Raw genomic sequence first — 19628 nt, 5'->3', positions numbered from 1 at the left:
ACCTGAGGGGATGGACCTGTGCCCGGAACCAGCCAGCCGGCCCAGACCGACGAACAGCTCGAGGCCGCCTTCATCGGCGAGGCACCGCTGCTCGACAGCACGGTGACGCTCGTGGAGTACGACCCGCAGTGGCCGCAGCTCTACCAGCGTGAGGCCGGGCGCATCCGCGGCGCGCTCGGGGACGTGGTGGTGCTGCTCGAACACGTGGGCTCCACCTCCGTGCCCGGGCTCCCGGCCAAACCGGTGGTCGACATCCTGCTGGAGGTGCCGGACTCCGCCGACGAAGGCGCGTACGTGCCGGCGCTGGAGGCGGCCGGCTACCGCCTGGTGATCCGCGAGCCGGACTGGGAGCAGCACCGCCTCTTCAAGGGCCCGGACACCGACATCAACCTGCACGTCCACTCGCCGGGCAACGGGCAGACCGAGCGCTACCTGCTCTTCCGCGACTGGCTGCGCACCCACCCCGCCGAGCTGGCGCTGTACCTGGCCAAGAAGCGCGAACTGGCCGCCCGGACCTGGCGTTACATGCAGCACTACGCCGACGCCAAGGGCGAGGTGATCGAAGAGATCGTCGGACGCGCCCGGGCCGCGCAAGGCCCTCCCGCGGCGCGGCCCTCGGAACCCGCTCACCGGGAGCACGCCCCCGGAGCCCGGCAGTACGACGGATTCAGCGCAGCGTATGCGAAACACACCGGATCCAGTGCGGCGAACGCGTACTACGACCGCCCGGCCATCGCCGGGCTGGCCGGTGCCCTCGCGGGGCAGCGGGTGCTCGACGTCGGCTGCGCGGCCGGCCACCTCAGCGCCCTGCTCGCCGGCCGCGGCGCCGACGTCCTCGGACTGGACATCAGCGAGAGCCTGATTTCCCTCGCCCGCAAGGAGTTCGGCGCGGTCGCGCGCTTCGAGCAGGCCGACGTGACCGAGCCACTGTCCTTTGCGGACGGTTCGTTCGACCTGATCACCGCATCGCTGGTGCTGCACTACCTCGAGGACTGGGGACCGGTGCTCGCGCAGTTCCGGCGGGTGCTGCGCCCGGGCGGGGCGCTGGTGTTCTCCGTGCACCACCCGGGTGAGGACTGGCACTGGTTCGACCGCGGGAACTACTTCGAGCGGGAGCTGCTGGAGGACGAGTGGGAGCTGGACGGGCACCGGCAGCCGGTCCGGTTCTACCGCCGCCCGCTGAGCTGGACGTTCGGCGCGGTGCGCGACGCGGGCTTCACCGTCGACCGGCTCGAGGAGCCGATGCCGGTGGCCGGGGTGGACGCGGCCGACCCGAGGATGGCCGGGCTGCTGCGGACCCGGCCCCGGTTCCTGTACTTTCGCTGCCTGGCCGGGTGAGCGCGGCTACGGTGGCGGCCATGAAGATCGCGATTCTCGACGACTACCAGAACGTGGCCCTGACCTTCGGCGACTGGAACTCGCTGGCGGCGGAGATCGAGGTGTTCACCGAGGCGTTCAGCGGACCGGAGGAAGTGGTGCGGCGGCTGGCCGGCTTCGACGCGGTCGTGGCGATGCGCGAGCGGACGCGGTTCCCGGCCGAGGTGTTCGACCGGCTGCCGCGGCTCAAGCTGCTGGTCAGCACCGGTCCCCGCAACGCCGCGATCGACCTGGAAGCGGCCGCGCGCCACGGGGTGGTGGTTTCGGCGACCGGGTACCTCGGCCCACCGGCCGCGGAGCTGACCTGGGCCCTCATCCTGGCCGCGGCCCGGAACCTGCCCGCGGAGTTCCGCTCGGTGCGCGAAGGCGGCTGGCAGGTCGGCGTCGGCACGATGCTGCACGGCAAGACCCTCGGTGTGCTGGGCCTGGGCCGGCTCGGCGCCGAAACCGCGAGGATCGGCCGGGCGTTCGGGATGGAGCCGATCGCCTGGAGCCCGAACCTCACCGCCGGGAAAGCGGCCGAGCACGGGGCCACCGCGGTCACGAAGGACGAGCTGTTCGCCCGCTCGGACGTGCTCTCCATCCACCTGGTCCTCTCCGACCGCAGCCGGGGCCTGGTCGGCGCGCGCGAGCTCGCCCTGATGAAGCCGGACTCGATCCTGGTGAACACCTCCCGCGGCCCGATCGTCGAGGAGGCCGACCTGGTGGACGCCCTGCGCCGCAAGGTGATCGGCTGCGCGGCCCTCGACGTCCACGACATCGAGCCCCTGCCGTCCGACCACCCGCTGCGTACCCTGGACAACGCGGTCCTCACCCCGCACATCGGCTACGTCAGCCGTGAAACCTACGAGATCTTCTACCGCGACGCGGTCGAGGACATCGCGGCGTTCCAGGCCGGTTCGCCGGTGCGAGTGCTCAGCTGAGCCGTGCGTGATCGCCGGTTCAGGGGAACGGCACGGTTTCAGGGGAACGGCACGGTGTCCGGGGCGCAGGTCGCCCCGTCGGCCGGCGGCAACAGGTCGGTGAAGTACCGCACCACCGCGGCCGAGGCGCACGCGCTCGGCCCGTTCAGCGAGGTGTGCCCGGAGCCGTCGACCACGAGCACCTTGCCGTCGCCCAGTTCGGCGGCGGTCGCGTGCGCGTCGGACAGGGGGGTGGCCGGGTCGTAGCGGTTGTTGAGCACCAGAACCGGGTGCGCGCGGGGACGGTTCCACGGGCCGGTGTAGCGGTCCTCGTCCCGCACGGGCCAGTCGACGCACTGGGCCAGGGAAAACACCGGCGCCAGGCCGAAATACGGCTGGCGCTGCTCCTGCGCGGCGGCCAGCGGCGGGTAGTCCGCGGTCCGGCGCGGCAGCTCGCTGTCCAGGCATTGCACGGCGAGGAACCCGGTGCTGTGGACCGGCACGTACGGGTCGAGCACCGGCGTCCGGGCCACCGGCGCCGAGGGCACGAGCGCGGCGAGCGTCTGCCCGAGCCGTTTCCACCGGCCCGTCTGGTACAGCGCGCTCTGGATGGTTTCCATCAGCGACGCCGTGGTCACGCCGCCGACCGGCCCGTGGCTCAGCCGCGCGAAGACCGCGGCGAACTTCGCCTTCGGGTCGCCGCCGGCGAAGGCGCACTTCGGCGCTCCGGCGGCGGTGCAGGCGGCGAAGAACTGTTCCAGCTCCTCCTGCTGCGCGGCGGCGACGTCGGCGCGCACGTCCACCGGCTCGTGCTCCTGACCGGGCCGGCCGGTGGAGTTGGCGACGAGGTCCAGCGTGCCGTCGAGGGTCATCGCGCGCAGCCGGCCGGGGAACAGGTTCGCGTACGTGCCGCCCAGGTAGGTGCCGTAGGAGTAGCCGTAGTAGTTCAGCTCCCGGTCGCCGACGGCCTGGCGCAACAGGTCCAGGTCCCGGGCGACGTTCGCCGTCGACAGGTGCGCCAGCTCCGCGCCGGTGCCGGCCGCGCAGGCCCTTCCCGGCGCCGCGCCGGCCGACCAGAACGCGGCGCTCTGCTCGGGCCGCAGCGGTGAGCCGCCCGGGCGGACGTCCTCGGCGCCGGGGCAGTGGATCGGCGCGCTGCCACCGATCCCGCGCGGGTCGAAGCTCACCAGGTCGAACCGCGCGCGCAGCTCGGGCGGGTAGCGGGAGCCGAACCGGGTCAGCTCGCCGACGCCGTCGGCGCCGGGGCCGCCGTAGTTGAAGAACAGCGAGCCGATCCGGTGCGCGGGATCGGTGGCGGGCAGCTCGACCACCGACAAGGTGAGCTGCGGGCCGTGCGGATCGCGGTAGCTGAGCGGTACCGCGGCGGCGGCGCACCGGAACCCGCCATGGCACGGCGCCCAGCCCAGGACGGGTACTGCGGCGCCGTTGGTGCCCAGGGCCGGTGGCGGCTCGGCGGGGGGAGCGGGCGCCGTCGGGCCGGCCGGGGGAGTGACCGCCGGGGGAGTGGGGGAGGGGACACTGCACGCGCTCGCGCTCGCCGCGAGGAGCAGGGCGACCGCGGCGAGGGCTCGCTTCACGCGGCCAGTTCGGCCAGCACGGCGTCGGTCAGGCGCGGCCACACCTCGGCCGCCCACGGGCCGAACGAGCGGTCGGCCAGGGCGACGCAGGCGTGCCGCGCGTCCGGGTCCACCCACAGGAACGTGCCGGACTGGCCGAAGTGGCCGAACGTGCGGGGCGAGCTGGCCGACCCCGTCCAATGGGGACTCTTGTGGTCGCGCAGCTCGAAGCCGAGGCCCCAGTCGTTGGGCTTCTGGTGGCCGAAGCCGGGCAGCACGCCGCTCAGCCCGGGGAAGGCGACCTCGGTGGCCGCGGCCAGCGTCTGCGGCGCGAGCAGCTTCGGGGCCTGCAGCTCGGCGGCGAACCGGGCCAGGTCGTCCACAGTGGACGAGGCGCCGGAGGCGGGTGAACCTTCGAGCTTCGTCGCGGCCAGGCCGAGCGGCTCCAGCAGCGCCTCGGCCAGGTAGTCGCCGAACGCGATGCCCGAGTGCCGGGCGAGCGCGCCGGCCAGCTCCTCGAACCCGGCGTTGGAGTACAGCCGCCGCGTGCCGGGCGCGGCCATCGCCTTGTGCGCGTCGAAGGCCAGTCCGGAGGTGTGCGCGAGCAGGTGGCGCACCGTCGACCCCTCCGGTCCGGCCGGGGTGTCCAGTTCGAGCACGCCCTCCTCCAGCGCGATGTGCGCGGTGTAGGCGGTGAGCAGCTTGGTCACCGAAGCCAGCCGGAACACCTTCGCGGTGTCGCCGTGGCCGGCCACGACCTCGCCGTCCGCAGCCACCACCGCGGCCGCCGCGTTGTCCACCGGCCACTCGTCGATCAGGCGCAGGCTCTCCATGTCCGCCAGCCTAGCCAAGCGCGGTGGGTCCGAGCCCCCTGGTCCCGCGCGGTCCGGCGGTGGCTCCGGGAGGGCCCGCGGCCACCGCGATCCGGGGCCTGGCCCGCTCTGGCGGCCAGCCGTCCCCGGCGCCACCGGGAAACGGTGGAGGGGCCACCCGCCGTGGCGGATGGCCCCTCCGTCAACCCCGTGGTGGTGCCTACTGAGCGTCGAGGTCGGTGGCGACGAGCTGCGCGACCGCGTCCACCGCGGCCTCGGCCCCCTCGCCCTCGGCGCTGATGACCACCTCGTCGCCGTAGCCGGCGGCCAGCGTCATCAGGTTGAGCACACTGCCGGCGGCCACCGGGTCGCCGCCGGCCTTGGCGATGCTCACCGCGACGGGCTGCGCCGCGGCCGCCTTGGCGACCAGCGCGGCCGGCCTCGCGTGCAGGCCCACCTTGCTGGCCACGGTGACTCGTTTCTCCGGCATGTCCGTACCTCTCCTAGCTGCAGGTGCTGCTGACGATCCTACTTGGCGGCCGTGCGCTCGAGGTCGGCCTCGACCGAGTCGTCCTCGCGGCCCGGCGTGCGCAGGTTCCACTTCGTGATGACGAACCGGAACACCACGTAGTAGATGACGGCGAAGACCAGGCCGATCGGGATCAGCAGCCACGCCTTGTGGGCGGTGTCCAGCGACGAGTTCAGGGCGAAGTCGATCGCGCCGCCGGAGAACGAGAAGCCGAGCCGGATGCCCAGCGCGTTGCAGACCGCGAGCGAGATGCCGGTCATCAGCGAGTGGAACAGGTAGAGCGGCCAGGCGACGAACATGAAGGCGAACTCGATCGGCTCGGTCACGCCCGTGATGAACGAGGTCAGCGCGGCCGAGATCATGATGCCGCCGACGAGCTTCTTCTGCGACGGCTTCGCGGTCTGCCAGATCGCCAGCGCCGCGGCGGGCAGGGCGAACATGAAGATCGGGAAGAAGCCGGTCTGGAAGATACCCGAGCCCTGGACGTGGTTGTTCAGGAAGTTCGGGATGTCGCCGCCGTTGAAGATGAACCACACCGGCACGTTCAGCAGCTGGTGCAGGCCGATCGGGATCAGCAGGCGGTTGAGCACGCCGTAGATGCCGCCACCGATGACCGGTGAGCCGACGACCGCGCGGCCGACCGAATTGATGCCCTCATCGACGTACTTGAACAGCAGGCCGAAGATGACACCGAGGATGATCATCGCCAGCGCGGTGATGATCGGCACGAACCGGCGGCCGCCGAAGAAGGCCAGCCAGGCCGGCAGCTTGATGCGGTGGTAGCGCTGCCACAGCAGCGCCGCCACGATGCCGCTGACGACACCGGTCAGCACGCTGTAGGGCCAGTGGATCGGGGCGCCGTCCCAGCCGGGCTTGTAGCCCTGCTGGCTGCTGATCGGCGCGATGGCCTGGATCACCTTGTTGAACACGACCCAGCCGACGGCCGCGGCTACGGCGGTCGAACCGTCGCCCTTGCGGGCGAAGCCGACCGCGATGCCGATCGCGAACAGCAGGGGCAGCCAGTCGAACAGGCCGCCGCCCGCCGCGCCGATCACGGCCGCGACCTTGTCCCAGCCCAGGCCGTCCTTGCCGAACACGTCGTCCTGGCCGAGCCGGTTCAGCAGACCGGCCGCGGGCAGGGTGGCGATCGGCAGCATGAGGCTGCGGCCGAAGCGCTGAAGGCCGGCGAGACCGCCGCCTCCGCCCTTCTTGCCCTTCGCCCCCTCCGCGGTGGTGGCGCTCATCGGATACCTCCATAGTGGGGTTCTTGACCGGAATCCGGGGTGTTCCGGTCCAACTGCATGGTCACCTGGTAGTGGTCCCCCCGGTACCAGGAAGTCATGTCCTCCACGGGTTCTCCGTTGGCGCTGGAGACCCGGCGGAAGACCAGGAGCGGACTGCCGGTGCGCATGCCGAGCAGGCGCGCCGTTTCGCGGTCCGCGGACTCGGCCCACACCGTCTGGTACGCCTGGTCCGGGCGGAGGTCGAAGGCCTCGCCGAGCTGGGCGTACAGCGAACGGGACAGGTCGAGGTCGAGCAGGCCCGGGGTCCGGCCCGCGTGGTACCAGCCGCGTTCCACGGCCAGCGGCACCCCGTCGGCGTGCCGCAGCCGCACGAGGCGGTGGGCGGGCACGCCCTCGGCCAGGCCGAGTGCGTGGGCCGAGGTCACCGGCGGGATCTCCACGCCGGTGGAGACGACTTCGGTGGCCGGGGTGAGCCCGCGCCGCCGCATGTCGTCGGTGAACGACATCAGGTAGAGCTGCAGCTCCATACGCCGCGCCGCGGTGAAGGTGCCCTTGCCGCGCACCCGGGCCAGCAGGCCCTCCTCGACGAGCTTCCCGATCGCGGAGCGGACGGTGAGCCGCGAAACCCCGTAGCGCTGGGCGAGCTCCCGCTCCGAGGGGATCGGCGACCCCGGCGGCAGCTCCCGCTCGACCGAGCGGCGCAGGATCTCCCGCAGCTGGGCGTGCTTGGGCGTGGGCCCGTTCACCACCTGCTCGACCCGATCGGGTGGCGGGACGTGCGCGGCCGCGCTCATCGGTGTCGCCCTCCCTCGTTTCGTCGCACCGGGAACCGGTGCTCGCGTCCGGGCCGGAAGATTGGTACGTTCCGGTCTAGACCAATGACCTGATGGGGCAGGATGCTCCGGCGGGCGAGCGGGTGTCAACCACCGTTATGGGTTCGTGGCCGATCGTGGCGTGCACGGCGGCGAACGGCGTAGTAAAGCTGGAATCCCAGCCTGCTCACGTGGGAAAGCAACAGGAAACGAGGAGGCCGCGATGGCGGACGAAAGGCCCGAGAAGATTCTCGCGGCGCTCGGCGGATCGGACAACGTCGTCGAGATCGAGGGCTGCATCACGCGGCTCCGGTGCGAGCTGGAGGACATGAGCCTGATCGACGAGCCGGCGCTGAAGGCCGCGGGGGCGATGGGCGTGGTGCGCATGGGCTCGGGGGTGCAGGTGATCGTCGGTCCCGAGGCCGACACGATCGCCAGCGACATCGAGGACCTGATGTGAGCCTGCCGATCCTGAGCCCGGTCGCCGGGAAGGTGGTCGCGATCACCGACGTGCCGGACCCGGTGTTCGCCGAGGCCATGGTCGGCCCCGGTATCGCCGTGGTGCCGAGCGGCGGCCGGTCCGACGCCGTCGCCCCGGTCGACGGCACCGTCGTGACGCTGCACCCGCACGCGTACGTGGTGGCCACCGAGGACGGCCGGGCCGTGCTGGTCCACCTGGGCATCGACACGGTGAAGGAGAAGGGCGAGGGCTTCACCCTCCACGTGGTCAAGGGCGAGGCGGTGCGCGCCGGCCAGCCGGTGGTGGGCTGGGACCCCGAGGCCGTCGCGGCCGCGGGCTACTCGCCGATCGTGCCGGTGGTCGGCCTGGACGCCCCGGCCGAGGTGCTCGCGGACCTGGAGCCCGGCCGCGAGGTCGCGGCGGGCGAGCAGTTGTTCACCTGGAGCGACTGAACAGTCGTGAAAAACGGCAGGGCCCCTTGTGGACGGTGTTCGTCGGCAAGGGGCCCGTCCGTGCGGTCAGGCGGTGGTCACCTGCCCGTTCTCGACCTTGACGGTGATCTTCGGCAGCGGCGCGTTCGCGGGCCCCTTCTTGACCGCGCCGGTGAGCGCGTCGAAGACCGAGCCGTGGCACGGGCAGTTCAGCTCCCCGTCCTCGGGCGCGTTCACGGTGCAGCCCTGGTGCGTGCAGACGGCGCTGAAGCAGGCGACCGTCCCGGCGGCGGGCTGGGCGACGATCACGTCCTGCCCGTCCGGGGTCTTGGCGGACTTCGCCTGGCCCACGGGCACGTCGGCCAGCGCGATCACCTTCCCGCCCGGCTTCGGGGGCTGGGCGCTGCCCCCGGACCCGCCACCGCAGGCGGCGAGCGCCAGGGTGCCGGCGGCGGCTCCGGCGACGGCGGCGCCGGTGGTGAGGACGGAACGGCGTGAGTGGAGTTCGGCAGTCATACCCCTGGCAACGAAGCCCGCGCCGGTCCGGTTCACCGTTCCCCGGAGGCGCACCGCTCTGAACCGGATCGGGCCGAGGTCCGTGTACCGGTTCGAAGGCGTCGTCGGCGTGGAGGTTCGGTCGTGGACAAGTGGTGGCGCGGGCTGGCCGCGGCGGGCCTGGCGGGTTCGGCCCTGGTGCACTTCCTCCTGTACTGGGACAGCGGCTACGCGGACATCGACGTGGTCGGCCCGCTGTTCCTGCTCAACGGCGTGGCCGGAGTGGTGATCGCCCTCGCCGTGCTGTTCTGGCAGCACTGGCTGCTCGCCCTGGCGGCCTTCGGCTTCGGCGCCGCGACGCTGGTGTCGTACTTCCTGGCCACCACGGTCGGCTTTTTCGGCGTGCACGATCGGTTCACCAGCCAGTTCGAGTACTGGGGAGTGGTCACGGAGGTCCTGTGCGTGGTCTCCGGGCTCATCCTGCTGGTCCGCGACCTGCGGTCCCGCCGGGCGGTGACCGTGTCCCGGTGAGCCTCCGCGGCCGGTCGGCGGTGGACCGCTGCCGGACCGGATTGCCGCTGGTCCGGCGCTATCGCTCTGGTGCCGCCCTGCCGGGTCGGGCAGGACCCGCCGCGCCACGGTCTCGGGCCTGACCTGGTTTGCGCTCGGTCTCACGACCGGCCACCCGGTCGAGTGAAAAGCCGCCCGGCGTGTCGCGAGAGGACCGTTCGCGACCGCGTTCGCTTGCCCGCGGCGGCCGTCCCCTGCCAGCGTGGACGGCATGGATTGGGCACTGTTCTCGCTGGTCGTCGTGACCGGCGCCCTCGCCGCAACCGGCGCGGGCCTCCTCGTCCGCGGCGCCGGCGCGCCGATCCCGCTCGGCCTCGCGGCGCTCGTCGCCGGGGCCGCCGCGGCGATCGTCGCTTGGCGGTGGCAGGCGGACAGCCAGCCGGGCTGGTGGCTATCGGTCACCTGGCTGGTCACGGTGCTCGCGGTCCCGCTCGCCCTGGCCGACCTCCGCCACCGCCGGCTGCCGGACGTGCTCACCCTGCCCGCCTACCCCCTCTTCGCCGCCGCGCTCGCCGGCGGCGGCAGCCCGGAAACCCTGGCCGCCGCCCTGACCGGCACCGTGCTCTTCGGCGGCGCGCACCTGCTGGTCCACTACCTCGCGCCCGGCCACCTCGGCGCGGGGGACGTGAAACTGACCGGCAGCCTGGGTGCCGTCCTGGGCGTGGTCGGAGGGCCCGCGCTCCTCTTCGCCGCCGTGGCCGCCAGCGTGCTGAGCGCCGCCCTCACCGCCGCCTCTCGCCTGCCCGTCGTCGGTCTCCGGCTACGCGGAACCCCCCACCCCGCCGACGGCTCAACCCGCCGGCCCGCCCGGGCCCCGGTCGTCGAAAGCCCGGAAACCCCGGCCGCCGGAACCAGATCGGCCGCCGAGCCCCCGCGCATCGGGAACGTTTCCGCCACCTCGACTCCGATGGCCGCCCAGTCCGAAGCCGCACCTTCGCGTGTCGCCGAGCCCCCGCATGGCGCCGAGACCGCCCCCGCACCGGTCACGAACCCACCGCCACCTCGCCCCGAACGCGAACCGCCCCCGCCCTGCTCCTGGCCGCGGATCCCCCACGGCCCGGCGTTGCTGCTGACCACCTGGGTGTGTGCCGTGGCCGGCGGGCCGGGATCGGGGGTGGCGATGAGCTGAGGGGTTCTCGCCCGGCCGAGGTGGGTCCGTGACAGGATTGTCTGGTGTTGCGCTGGATCACCGCAGGTGAATCACACGGACCCGCTCTCGCCGCTGTGCTCGAAGGGCTGCCCGCCGGAGTGGCGGTGACGACCGGGGACCTCACCGCGCAGCTCGCGCGGCGGCGGCTCGGGTTCGGCCGCAGCCCGCGGATGGGCTTCGAGACCGACCACGTGCAGTTCCTCGGCGGCGTCCGCCACGGGCTGTCGCAGGGCGGCCCCATCGCGGTGCAGATCGAGAACGCCGAGTGGCCCAAGTGGGAGCAGGTCATGGCGGCCGACCCGGTGGACCCCGAGGTGCTGGCCGGCCTGGCGCGCAACGAGCCGCTCACCCGGCCCCGCCCCGGGCACGCCGACCTTCCCGGCATGCAGAAGTACGGCTTCGACGAGGCCCGCCCCGTGCTGGAGCGCGCGAGTGCCCGGGAGACCGCTTCGCGTACGGCGCTGGGCACGGTGGCGCGGAACTTCCTGCGCCAGCTGCTCGGGGCCGAGGTGCTGAGCCACGTCGTCTCGATCGGCGGGGCCGAAGCGCCCGAGGGGCCGCTGCCGCAGCCGGGCGACCTCGACGCGGTGGACGAGAGCCCGGTGCGGGCGTTCTCGGCCGAAGGCACCGAAGCCATGGTCGCCGAGGTGGACGCCGTCCGCAAAGCCGGCGACACCGTCGGCGGGGTGATCGAGGTGATCGCCTACGGGCTGCCGCCGGGCCTCGGCTCGCACGTGCACTGGGACCGCAGGCTCGACGCGCGCCTGGCCGGCGCGCTGATGGGCGTGCAGGCGATGAAGGGCGTCGAGGTCGGCGACGGCTTCACCACCGCCCGCCGCTGGGGCAGCCAGGCGCACGACGAGATCGATCGCGGCTCCGGCCCGGTCGGCGTCACCCGCCGGTCCAACCGCGCGGGCGGGCTGGAGGGCGGCATCACCAACGGTGAGCCGCTGCGGGTGCGCGTGGCGATGAAGCCGATCTCCACCGTGCCGAAGGCACTGTCCACTGTGGATGTCCGGACCGGTGGGCCCGCCGTGGCCATCCACCAGCGCTCCGACGTGTGCGCCGTGCCCCGCGCGGGCGTGGTGCTGGAGTCGGTGGTCGCGCTGGTGCTGGCCGACGCGGCGCTGGAGAAGTTCGGCGGCGACTCGCTGGCCGAGAGCAAGCACAACGTCGAGGGCTACCTGAAGGCGCTCGAGGAGCGCTGGTGAGCCCCCGCGCGGTGGTCGTCGGACCGCCCGGATCGGGCAAGAGCACGGTCGGCCCGCTGCTCGCCGAAGCGCTCGGCGTGGTGTTCCGCGACACCGACGACGACATCGTCGCGCGCGCCGGACGGTCCATTTCGGACATCTTCGCCGAGGACGGCGAGCCGGCGTTCCGGGCGCTCGAAGCCGAAGCCGTGGCCACCGCGCTGACGGAGCACGAGGGCGTGCTCTCCCTCGGCGGCGGCGCCCCGCTCACGCCGTCGACCCGCGCGCTGCTGGCCGGGCACACCGTGGTGTTCCTGAACGTCGGCCTGGCCGCGGGCGTCCGGCGCGCCGGTCTGTCCACGGCGCGGCCGCTGCTGGCCGGCGTGAACCCGCGCGCCACCTTCAAAATCCTGCTCGACTCGCGGCTGCCGGTCTACCGGCAGGTCGCCACGGTCGAGATCGACACCGACACGCGGACGCCCGCCGAGGTGGTGGCGGCCACGACCGCCGCGCTGGCCGGCGTCCGCGAGCCCCAGGAGTAGTGAGGAAAACCGTGCCCGACAACCCGGCCGAACCGGTCCGGATCCACGTCGCCACCGCGAACCCGTACGACGTCGTGGTGGGCCGCGGCCTGCTCGGCGAGCTCACCACGCAGCTCGCCGGCGCATCCAAGATCGCGCTGATCCACCCGCCGACGCTCACCACCACCGCCGAGGCCGTCCGCGAGGAGCTGGCCGCCGGGGGCCTCGACGCGCATCGGGTCGAGATCCCGGACGCCGAGGACGGCAAGGCCTTCGGCGTCGCGAGCTTCTGCTGGGAGGTGCTGGGCCGCATCGGTCTCGACCGCCGCGGCGTGGTCGTCGGGCTGGGCGGCGGCGCGGTCACCGACCTCGCCGGCTTCGTCGCGGCGACCTGGATGCGCGGCGTGCGCCTGGTCAACGTGCCGACCACGCTGCTGGGCATGGTCGACGCGGCGGTCGGCGGCAAGACCGGCATCAACACCGAAGCGGGCAAGAACCTGGTGGGCGCGTTCCACGAGCCGTCCGCCGTGTTCGCCGACCTCGCGACGCTGGAGACGCTGCCGCCGAACGAGCTGGTCGCGGGCATGGCCGAGGTGGTCAAGGCCGGGTTCATCGCCGACCCGCGGATCCTCGAGCTGATCGAGCGGGACCCGGCGGCGGCGCTCGACCCCACCGGGGACGTGCTGGCCGAGCTGGTCCGCCGCTCGATCCAGGTGAAGGCCGACGTCGTCGCCGCCGACCTGCGCGAGACCGACCTGCGCGAAATCCTCAACTACGGCCACACCCTCGGCCACGCCATCGAGCGCCGCGAGCGCTACCGCTGGCGCCACGGCGCGGCGGTGAGCGTGGGCCTCGTGTTCGCCGCGGAGCTCGCGCGCCTCACCGGGCGGCTGGACGACGCCACCGCGGCGCGCCACGCTTCCGTGCTGAAGCTGCTCGGCCTGCCGATCACCTACGACGCCGACGCGCTGCCCCAGCTCGTCGAAAGCATGAAGGGCGACAAGAAGACCCGTTCCGGGGTGCTCCGGTTCGTGGTCCTCGACGGGCTGGCGAAGCCCGGCCGCCTGGAGGGCCCGGACCCGGCGGTGCTGGCGGCCGCGTACTCGGCGATCGTGAACGACACGCCGAAGGCCGGCGGGAGCGTGTTGCTGTGAAGGCGTTCGTGTTCAACGGCCCCAACCTCGGCCGCCTGGGCCGGCGCGAGCCGTCGGTCTACGGCTCGGCCACGCACGAGGACCTCGTGGCGCTGTGCGTGAAGACCGGGGCCGAGCTGGGCTGGGAGGTCGAGGTCCGGCAGACCGACCACGAGGGTGAGCTCGTGGGCTGGCTGCACGAGGCCGCCGACGGCGCCACCCCGGTGGTCCTCAACGCCGGCGCCTGGACGCACTACTCGATCGCGGTCCGCGACGCCGCCGCGCAGCTCGCCGCGCCGCTGATCGAGCTGCACATTTCCAACGTCCACCGACGCGAAGAGTTCCGGCACCACAGCGTCCTCTCGGACATCGCGACGGGCGTGATCGCGGGGCTCGGGGTGGACGGGTACGCGCTCGCGCTGCGCTGGATCGCTGCCAACGCTTCGTGAACCGCCTGCGCTGAAGCTGCTTCGCCCGGGAGGGTTGCTTCGCCGGTGAAGCTGCGTCGGGCGCTTCGCAGGGCGGGGCCCGCCGCCTCCTTAAACGGCTGGAACCACCCCACCTCCCTGCACGAGACTCGCCCGCATGAACAACAAACCACCCGAACTCGCCACCCACCGGCTCCGGCTTCGTGCGCTGACCGCGGCTGATTCCGCAGCGGTCCGGGCTGTCTTCGCCGCGCCGGAGATGAACCGGTTCTTCCGGGACGATCTGTCCGACCCCGGCCGGGCCCGGGCGATGATCGCGCGCCGGCTCGCCTTCGACGGGCCCGTGGGGCAGGGCCACTGGGTCATCGAGCTGGCCGGGGCGGTCGCCGGGGTCGTGCACCTGCGGCCTTCGGACGAGCTGCCCGGGGGAGTGGTCGAGCTCGGGTACTCCGTGGCCGTCGAGCACGCGGGCCAGGGGATCGCGAGCGAAGCGGCCCGCGCGGTCGTCGGACACGGGCTCGGGACCCTCGGGCTGCCCGCGGTCTGGGCGCTGGTGCACGAGGACAACGCCGCCAGCCTGGCCGTGGCGGGGCGGCTGGGATTCCTGAACGTCGGCGGCGGCGTGCACTACGGCGCCCCCCACCGCGTGCTCGTCGCGCTGCCTACGCCGCATGGGCCGGACCTCTCACGGACCGAACGGGTTTGAGGCCGTACGTCGGCCCGAGAGGGAGCCGCGCCGTCGGATGGATTCCGCCCACCGACGAGAGGGCCTACCTGGAGAACAACGTCGGCCATGAAGAAAAGCGAAACGCGTTCGACGGTTTGCCCCGGAGTCGACTCACCTGACTGGGGGAAATCTCGCTACACTCTGCCACCGTGCACCCGTACCGTCGCCGGGTTCGACTACCCGTTCGTGTCCTTCTCGCCCTGGCGTTGGCCGGGCTGGTGGTCACGGGGTGCAGCGACGGCTACGCGCAGTCCCAAGCCGAAGGGCCCGCTCCCGGCGGCATCATGGGCGGCAAGCCCGCCGTACCGCCCAAGCCCCCGCGGGCGGCCAACGTCGCGCTGGCCCTTGCCGGGACCCGGCAGAGCTCCGGAGTCGTCGCCGCGGGTGGTGAGGACGCGGTCTACAACTACGGCCCCACGGTGATGGTCGACGGCGGCAAGGCGCACATGTGGTGGTGCAGCCAGTACGGCAGCGCCGCTCCGCCGGGCGACGACATCCTCTACGCCGAGGCGCCCACCCCGGACGGCCCGTTCACCGGTCCGGGCGGCGGCGCCCCCGCCGCGGTGCTTTCCGGCTCTCCGGGCAACTTCGACGGGGTGCACACCTGCGACCCGTCCGTGCTGCGCGTCGGGACCACCTACCTCCTGTATTACACGGGCGCGGCGGGCGATCACGCGCTCGGCAACGCGATCGGGCTCGCCACCAGCGCCGACGGCGTCCACTGGACCCGGGCCGCGGGCGGCAAGCCGATCCTCGGGCCCTCGCACGACGTGCACCGCGACAACGTCTACGGGGCCGGCCAGCCGTCCGTGGTGTTCCTCGACGGCTGGTACTACCTGCTCTTCACCGACACCACCGGCCGCGCCGCGGGCTGGAACGGGGCCGGGCAGTTCGTCGTCCGCTCACCCGATCCGGCGTTCGGCCGGGGAGTGGAAGCGCTGGGGGACAAGGGTTTCGTGCCGGTCCCGTCGACCGGCGCGGCCCGTGAGCGCTCGGTGGTGGACGGGTTCAGCGCCGATCTGGAGTGGGTCGGCGCGCTCGATGCGTTCGCCGTCGCCCACGAGACCGCGGCCGGCACCACGCTGACGTTCTGGGACCGCGGCTTCACCCTGCAGCCGTATGCGCCGGTCGTGCTCCCCGGGCCCTGGAAGGAGGGGCCCGGACTGGTCCGGCGCCCCGACGGGCACGCCCCGACCTCGCTCATCGACCCCTGCGGCACGGTCTCGTTCGACGTCGTCCGCGCCACGGTGATCGGCGCCGCCGCGGCCCCGACCGGGCTGGCGCACTTCGGCGCCGATCTGCGCGGCACCGGCGCCTGCGCGGACGCCGACCGCGTCGCCACCACCTTCGACGGAGTCGCGATGCCGTCGCCGGAACGGACGATGGACCTGTTCCGCCGCGGGCAGCGCATCCGGATCGACCGCCGCTCGGTGGCCGCGACGCTGGCGGGCGAGGTGCTGGATGAGCCGCTGCCGCCGGTCGAGGGCCTCCCGGTGACGGGCCGGCTGCGCGCCGGCGCCACCGTGGTGCACGCCGAGGGGCGCGGCTACGGCGTGCTGCTGGGCCCGGACGCGCGCTGGGGCCTGCCCGACAGCGGTTCGGTGAAGCTCAACGGCTCCGAGGTGACGGAGGTCGCCCCGCGACAGTGGGACGCCTACGCGGCCGGTCTCCCGCTGGGCGGCTGACCGGCGGACCGTCCAGCTCCCCGGAGCGCCGCCCGGTGGCCGGGTCCGTGGCCCCGGCATCGAGGTCACTGGAGTGGCCGAGGTCGCTGGGGCGGTTGGGGTCACCGGCGCGGCCGGGACCGCTGGCGCGGCTGGGGTCACTGGAGCGGCCGGGATCACCGGAGCGGCTGAGGTCGCTGGGGCGGCTGGGGTCACCGGAGTGGCCGGGATCGCTGGCGCGGCTGGGGTCACTGGCGCGGCTGGGGTCACTGGAGTGGCCGGGATCGGTGGAGCGGCCGAGGTCGCCTTCTGGGCCGGGACGCGGACGGCGGGCGGGAGAGGGAGAGGGCTTGCGGCGCCCGGTCCGCCACTTCGAGACGGCTGGGGCCGGCTCGGAGGCCGAGCCGGAGTGAGCTTCGGTGGCCGGACCGGAGGCTGATCCGGCGCCCGGTTCGGAGCCCGAGCCGGAGTGGGACTCGTAGGCCGAATCGAAGCCCGGTTCGGAGGCCGAGCCGAAGCCCGGTTCGGTGGCAGAACCGAGACCCGGTTCGGAGGCCGAACCAAGGCCCGGTTCGTAGGCTGAATCGAAGCCCGTTGGGGTGGCCGGGCCGGGGCGGGGCTCGGTGGCCGGTCCCGGGCGAGAGTCCGGCGCCGCGGCTCGGTGGCCGGGTCGCGGAGCGCGGCCGGAGCGCGACCGGGAAGCCGAGCCGGGGCCCGGGAGGGTGGCCACCGCCTCGGCGGGCAAGACCGAACCGTCCGGTTCGTCCGGAAGATCCGGCTCGTCCGCGTTCCGCCGGTGCCGGGACTCGTCCGGCTCCGGGGCCTCGTCTTCGCCGCCGGGCGCGCCGCGGGGCCGGCGGATCCGGCCGCCGACCAGCAGGCCCAGCCCGGCCGGGACCAGGACCAGCAGGGCGGAGAAGGCCGCGCCGCCGGTCAGCGCGGACTTCAGCTCCGCCACCCCGGTCTGGTCGACGAAGATCGCGCGCCCGATGACGTACAGCACGCCGCCCGCCAGACCCGTGACCAGCGCCGCGATGAACCACGCGCGGCCGCGGCCGGGCCGGTCGCGCCAGCCGTCGACCGCGCTCCACAGGGCGGCGGCGCCGACCAGGACGGCGAGGGTCAGCGACGTGACCAGGGCCTGGTCGGTCGGGTGGAACACGGACCACTTGGCGAGCAGGGTCATCGCCGCGGCGTGCACCACGGCCAGGACCAGCCCGCGCGTCAACCAGGCACCCAGCATGGACGGAGTGTAGGTGCTCGCCGGTGAACGCCGTGTGGTCCGCCCGGGCCGGTGCCCGCCCGGGCGCGGAGAGTCATCCCACTCAAGGCGGATCAGCCGCCGGGCCCGGCTGGCTAAGCTGGCCGGGTGCCTGAAATCCACGCTCACCGGCGCGATGCGCTGCGGTCCCTGCTCGCCGAGTCCGGGGTCGACGCGCTGCTGGTCACCGACCTGCTCAACATCCGCTACCTGACCGGGTTCACCGGCTCGAACGCCGCGCTGCTCGTGCACGCGAGCGGGGACGGGAACACGGTGTTCTGCACCGACGGCCGTTACACCACGCAGTCGGCGGCCGAGGTCCCGGACCTGCGGCGGGTGCTGGAGCGCGCGAGCGCCCGCGCGCTGGCCACCCACGCCGCGCACGAACCCGCCCGGCACCGGCGGACCGGCTTCGAGAGCCAGTACGTCAGCGTCGAGGAGCACGAGGTGCTGAAGGTCCGGTTCGACCGGGTGGACCTGATCCGCACCCCCGGTCTGGTCGAGCGGCTGCGCCAGGTCAAGGACGAGGCCGAGATCGGGGCCCTGCGCGCGGCCTGCGCGGCGGCGGACCGGGCGCTGGCCGACCTGGTAGCGGCCGGCGGCCTGCGTCCCGGCCGGACCGAGGTGGAGGTGGCCCGCGACCTGGAGCACCGCATGCTGGAGCACGGCTCCGACGGGCCTTCGTTCGAGTCGATCGTGGCCGCCGGGCCGAACTCCGCCATCCCGCACCACCGGCCCACCGGCGCCGAGCTGCGCCGGGGCGACTTCGTGAAGCTCGACTTCGGCGCCACCGCCGGGGGCTACCACTCCGACATGACCCGCACCTTCGTGCTCGGCGAGCCCGCGGACTGGCAGCGCGAGCTCTACGAACTGGTCCACCGCGCCCAGGCGGCCGGCACCGAGGCGGTCCGGCCGGGCGCCGAGGTGTCCGAAGTGGACGCCGCCGCCCGGTCGGTGATCGCCGACGCGGGCTTCGGGGAGCAATTCCCGCACGGTCTCGGGCACGGCGTCGGACTCGAGGTGCACGAGGCGCCCGGCTTCGCTACCACGGGCGTCGGTACACTGTCCGCCGGTATGGCGGTCACCGTCGAGCCCGGCGTCTACCTCGCGGGCCGCGGTGGCGTGCGCATCGAGGACACGCTCGTCGTGCGGGACACCGGGCCCGAACTCCTCACCCTGAGCACCAAGGACCTCGTGGCCGTCTGAGACCGGCGGCCGCGGACTAGCGATCGACACAGGAGACCGAAAGCTCGTGGCCACCACCAACGACCTGAAGAACGGGCTCGTCCTCAACCTCGAGGGCCAGCTGTGGACCGTCACCGCGTTCCAGCACGTCAAGCCGGGCAAGGGCGGCGCGTTCGTGCGCACCACCCTCAAGCACGTGCTGACGGGGAAGGTCGTCGACAAGACCTTCAACGCGGGCACGAAGGTCGACACGGCCACCGTGGACCGCCGGAACATGACCTACCTGTATAAGGACGGCCAGGACTTCGTGTTCATGGACGCCGACACCTACGACCAGATCACCGTGCCCGCCGAGACCGTGGCCGGCAACGCCGACTACATGCTGGAGAACACCGAGGTCCAGGTCGCGGTGCACAACGACGTGCCGCTGTACGTGGAGCTGCCGACCTCGGTGGAGATCCTGATCCAGCACACCGACCCGGGCCTGCAGGGCGACCGCTCGACCGGCGGCACCAAGCCGGCCACGCTGGAGACCGGCGCCGAGATCCAGGTCCCGCTGTTCCTCTCCACCGGCGAGAAGATCAAGGTCGACACCCGCGACGGCCGCTACCTCGGCCGAGTCTCCAGCTGATGCCGGAGAAACTGCCGCCGCATCCCGATCGCGGCGGGTCGATCAGCCGCCGGCAGGCGCGGCGCCGGGCGGTCGAGATGCTGTACGAGGCCGCCCAGCGCCGCGCCGACGCGGTCACCCTGCTGGCCGACCGGGTCGGCGCGGTGGAGGTCGACCCGGTGGGGGACTACACGATCACGGTCGTGGAGGGCGTCACCACGCGGCGGGAGCAGATCGACGAGCTGCTGTCCGAGCACTCGCAGGGCTGGACCCTGGACCGGATGCCGCCGGTCGACCTCGCGGTGCTGCGCGTGGGCGTCTACGAAATGCTGTGGTCGGCCGACGTGCCCGACGCGGTCGCCATCGACGAGGCGGTCGGGCTGGCCAAGGAGCTCTCCACCGACGATTCGCCCCGGTTCGTCAACGGGGTGCTGGGCCGCATCGGCACCATCGCCGACCGGCTCCGCGCGGTCCTCTAGCCGCTCGCGGCCGGATACCCCGGGTAGAGCGGCGCTAGCCCGATCGGGTCACGGCGCGAGCCGGTCCCCGG

Annotated in this window: 21 protein-coding genes and 1 pseudogene; 15 read left to right on the top strand and 7 right to left on the bottom strand. The window is 73.3% G+C overall.

What is annotated here, in order from left to right; all coding sequences use genetic code 11:
- Positions 1-18: 18 nt before the first annotated feature.
- Both NYF13_RS24325 and NYF13_RS24320 read left to right on the top strand, forming a co-directional pair.
- Positions 19-1338, top strand: a complete 1320-nt coding sequence (locus tag NYF13_RS24325) for a GrpB family protein (protein WP_315659926.1) — start codon at positions 19-21, stop codon at positions 1336-1338.
- A gap of 20 nt (positions 1339-1358) precedes the next feature.
- Positions 1359-2300, top strand: coding sequence for a D-2-hydroxyacid dehydrogenase family protein (locus NYF13_RS24320; RefSeq protein WP_315659925.1), 942 nt, complete (start codon positions 1359-1361; stop codon positions 2298-2300).
- Positions 2301-2338: 38 nt separating this feature from the next.
- On the opposite strand, the gene NYF13_RS24315 is transcribed toward NYF13_RS24320, so the two are convergent.
- The 5 genes from NYF13_RS24315 to NYF13_RS24295 all read right to left on the bottom strand — a co-directional run bounded on the left by NYF13_RS24315 (position 2339) and on the right by NYF13_RS24295 (position 7235).
- Positions 2339-3877, bottom strand: a complete 1539-nt coding sequence (locus NYF13_RS24315) for an alpha/beta hydrolase (protein WP_315659923.1) — start codon at positions 3875-3877, stop codon at positions 2339-2341.
- Positions 3874-4689, bottom strand: a complete 816-nt coding sequence (locus NYF13_RS24310) for a serine hydrolase domain-containing protein (protein ID WP_315659921.1) — start codon at positions 4687-4689, stop codon at positions 3874-3876. Before NYF13_RS24310 ends, NYF13_RS24315 begins: the two co-directional genes overlap by 4 nt.
- A gap of 199 nt (positions 4690-4888) precedes the next feature.
- Positions 4889-5158, bottom strand: coding sequence for an HPr family phosphocarrier protein (locus tag NYF13_RS24305; RefSeq protein WP_315659919.1), 270 nt, complete (start codon positions 5156-5158; stop codon positions 4889-4891).
- A 38-nt stretch (positions 5159-5196) separates the two neighbouring features.
- Positions 5197-6441, bottom strand: coding sequence for a PTS transporter subunit EIIC (locus tag NYF13_RS24300; RefSeq protein WP_315659917.1), 1245 nt, complete (start codon positions 6439-6441; stop codon positions 5197-5199).
- The gene (locus NYF13_RS24295) at positions 6438-7235 is read right to left on the bottom strand and encodes a GntR family transcriptional regulator (RefSeq protein WP_315659915.1); all 798 of its coding nucleotides are present in this window, start codon (positions 7233-7235) and stop codon (positions 6438-6440) included. Before NYF13_RS24295 ends, NYF13_RS24300 begins: the two co-directional genes overlap by 4 nt.
- A 193-nt stretch (positions 7236-7428) precedes the next feature.
- Here NYF13_RS24295 and NYF13_RS24290 point away from each other — a divergent pair, with 193 nt between their 5' ends.
- Complete coding sequence (locus tag NYF13_RS24290; protein WP_315660411.1) at positions 7429-7713, top strand: PTS glucose/sucrose transporter subunit IIB; 285 nt, start codon at positions 7429-7431, stop codon at positions 7711-7713.
- The gene (locus NYF13_RS24285) at positions 7710-8165 is read left to right on the top strand and encodes a PTS glucose transporter subunit IIA (RefSeq protein WP_315659913.1); all 456 of its coding nucleotides are present in this window, start codon (positions 7710-7712) and stop codon (positions 8163-8165) included. The genes NYF13_RS24290 and NYF13_RS24285 overlap by 4 nt, the downstream gene beginning before the upstream one ends.
- Positions 8166-8231: 66 nt before the next feature.
- Here the strand turns inward: NYF13_RS24285 and NYF13_RS24280 are convergent, their stop codons facing one another.
- Positions 8232-8660, bottom strand: coding sequence for a Rieske (2Fe-2S) protein (locus NYF13_RS24280; protein WP_315659912.1), 429 nt, complete (start codon positions 8658-8660; stop codon positions 8232-8234).
- Between the two features lie 123 nt (positions 8661-8783).
- On the opposite strand from NYF13_RS24280, the gene NYF13_RS24275 reads away from it, so the two are divergent.
- The 8 genes from NYF13_RS24275 (at position 8784) to NYF13_RS24240 (ending at position 16043) form a co-directional block, all read left to right on the top strand.
- On the top strand, positions 8784-9170 hold the full coding sequence (locus NYF13_RS24275) for a hypothetical protein (protein WP_315659911.1): 387 nt from the start codon (positions 8784-8786) through the stop codon (positions 9168-9170).
- Positions 9171-9420: 250 nt separating this feature from the next.
- On the top strand, positions 9421-10338 hold the full coding sequence (locus NYF13_RS24270; protein ID WP_315659909.1) for an A24 family peptidase: 918 nt from the start codon (positions 9421-9423) through the stop codon (positions 10336-10338).
- A 44-nt stretch (positions 10339-10382) separates the two neighbouring features.
- A complete protein-coding gene (gene aroC, locus NYF13_RS24265) occupies positions 10383-11570 on the top strand; it encodes a chorismate synthase (RefSeq protein WP_315659908.1) in 1188 nt (395 codons plus the stop codon).
- Entirely contained in the window at positions 11567-12091 is a 525-nt protein-coding gene (locus tag NYF13_RS24260) for a shikimate kinase (RefSeq protein ID WP_315659906.1), read from the top strand. Before aroC ends, NYF13_RS24260 begins: the two co-directional genes overlap by 4 nt.
- A gap of 11 nt (positions 12092-12102) precedes the next feature.
- Positions 12103-13224 (top strand): 3-dehydroquinate synthase, encoded by a 1122-nt coding sequence (aroB, locus tag NYF13_RS24255; protein ID WP_315659905.1) that lies wholly within the window; start codon positions 12103-12105, stop codon positions 13222-13224.
- On the top strand, positions 13221-13652 hold the full coding sequence (gene aroQ, locus NYF13_RS24250; protein ID WP_315659904.1) for a type II 3-dehydroquinate dehydratase: 432 nt from the start codon (positions 13221-13223) through the stop codon (positions 13650-13652). The genes aroB and aroQ overlap by 4 nt, the downstream gene beginning before the upstream one ends.
- Positions 13653-13788: 136 nt before the next feature.
- On the top strand, positions 13789-14337 hold the full coding sequence (locus NYF13_RS24245; RefSeq protein ID WP_315659903.1) for a GNAT family N-acetyltransferase: 549 nt from the start codon (positions 13789-13791) through the stop codon (positions 14335-14337).
- 170 nt (positions 14338-14507) lie between these two features.
- A complete protein-coding gene (locus tag NYF13_RS24240; RefSeq protein ID WP_315659902.1) occupies positions 14508-16043 on the top strand; it encodes a beta-xylosidase in 1536 nt (511 codons plus the stop codon).
- Between the two features lie 799 nt (positions 16044-16842).
- Here the strand turns inward: NYF13_RS24240 and NYF13_RS24235 are convergent.
- Positions 16843-17232: pseudogene (locus NYF13_RS24235) on the bottom strand (B-4DMT family transporter); the annotation flags it as partial.
- A gap of 159 nt (positions 17233-17391) precedes the next feature.
- On the opposite strand from NYF13_RS24235, the gene NYF13_RS24230 reads away from it, so the two are divergent.
- Genes NYF13_RS24230 through nusB form a run of 3 tightly spaced genes read left to right on the top strand, consistent with a single transcriptional unit; the run spans position 17392 to position 19557 of the window.
- Entirely contained in the window at positions 17392-18489 is a 1098-nt protein-coding gene (locus NYF13_RS24230) for a Xaa-Pro peptidase family protein (protein WP_315659901.1), read from the top strand.
- 46 nt (positions 18490-18535) lie between these two features.
- Entirely contained in the window at positions 18536-19099 is a 564-nt protein-coding gene (gene efp, locus NYF13_RS24225; protein ID WP_315659900.1) for an elongation factor P, read from the top strand.
- On the top strand, positions 19099-19557 hold the full coding sequence (nusB, locus tag NYF13_RS24220; RefSeq protein WP_315659899.1) for a transcription antitermination factor NusB: 459 nt from the start codon (positions 19099-19101) through the stop codon (positions 19555-19557). Before efp ends, nusB begins: the two co-directional genes overlap by 1 nt.
- Positions 19558-19628: the final 71 nt, after the last annotated feature.

The organism is Amycolatopsis sp. PS_44_ISF1 (assembly GCF_032335455.1).
Lineage (GTDB): Bacteria > Actinomycetota > Actinomycetes > Mycobacteriales > Pseudonocardiaceae > Amycolatopsis.
This window is presented reverse-complemented; position numbering and strand designations above follow the sequence as displayed.

Bases quoted from the DNA above. Each gene is read 5' to 3' on its own strand.
- NYF13_RS24320 (WP_315659925.1), top strand. From the start codon at position 1,359: ATGAAGATCGCGATTCTCGACGACTACCAGAACGTGGCCCTGACCTTC.
- NYF13_RS24310 (WP_315659921.1), bottom strand. From the start codon at position 4,689: ATGGAGAGCCTGCGCCTGATCGACGAGTGGCCGGTGGACAACGCGGCG.
- NYF13_RS24305 (WP_315659919.1), bottom strand. From the start codon at position 5,158: ATGCCGGAGAAACGAGTCACCGTGGCCAGCAAGGTGGGCCTGCACGCG.
- NYF13_RS24300 (WP_315659917.1), bottom strand. From the start codon at position 6,441: ATGAGCGCCACCACCGCGGAGGGGGCGAAGGGCAAGAAGGGCGGAGGC.
- NYF13_RS24295 (WP_315659915.1), bottom strand. From the start codon at position 7,235: ATGAGCGCGGCCGCGCACGTCCCGCCACCCGATCGGGTCGAGCAGGTG.
- NYF13_RS24280 (WP_315659912.1), bottom strand. From the start codon at position 8,660: ATGACTGCCGAACTCCACTCACGCCGTTCCGTCCTCACCACCGGCGCC.
- NYF13_RS24270 (WP_315659909.1), top strand. From the start codon at position 9,421: ATGGATTGGGCACTGTTCTCGCTGGTCGTCGTGACCGGCGCCCTCGCC.
- NYF13_RS24245 (WP_315659903.1), top strand. From the start codon at position 13,789: ATGAACAACAAACCACCCGAACTCGCCACCCACCGGCTCCGGCTTCGT.
- nusB (WP_315659899.1), top strand. From the start codon at position 19,099: ATGCCGGAGAAACTGCCGCCGCATCCCGATCGCGGCGGGTCGATCAGC.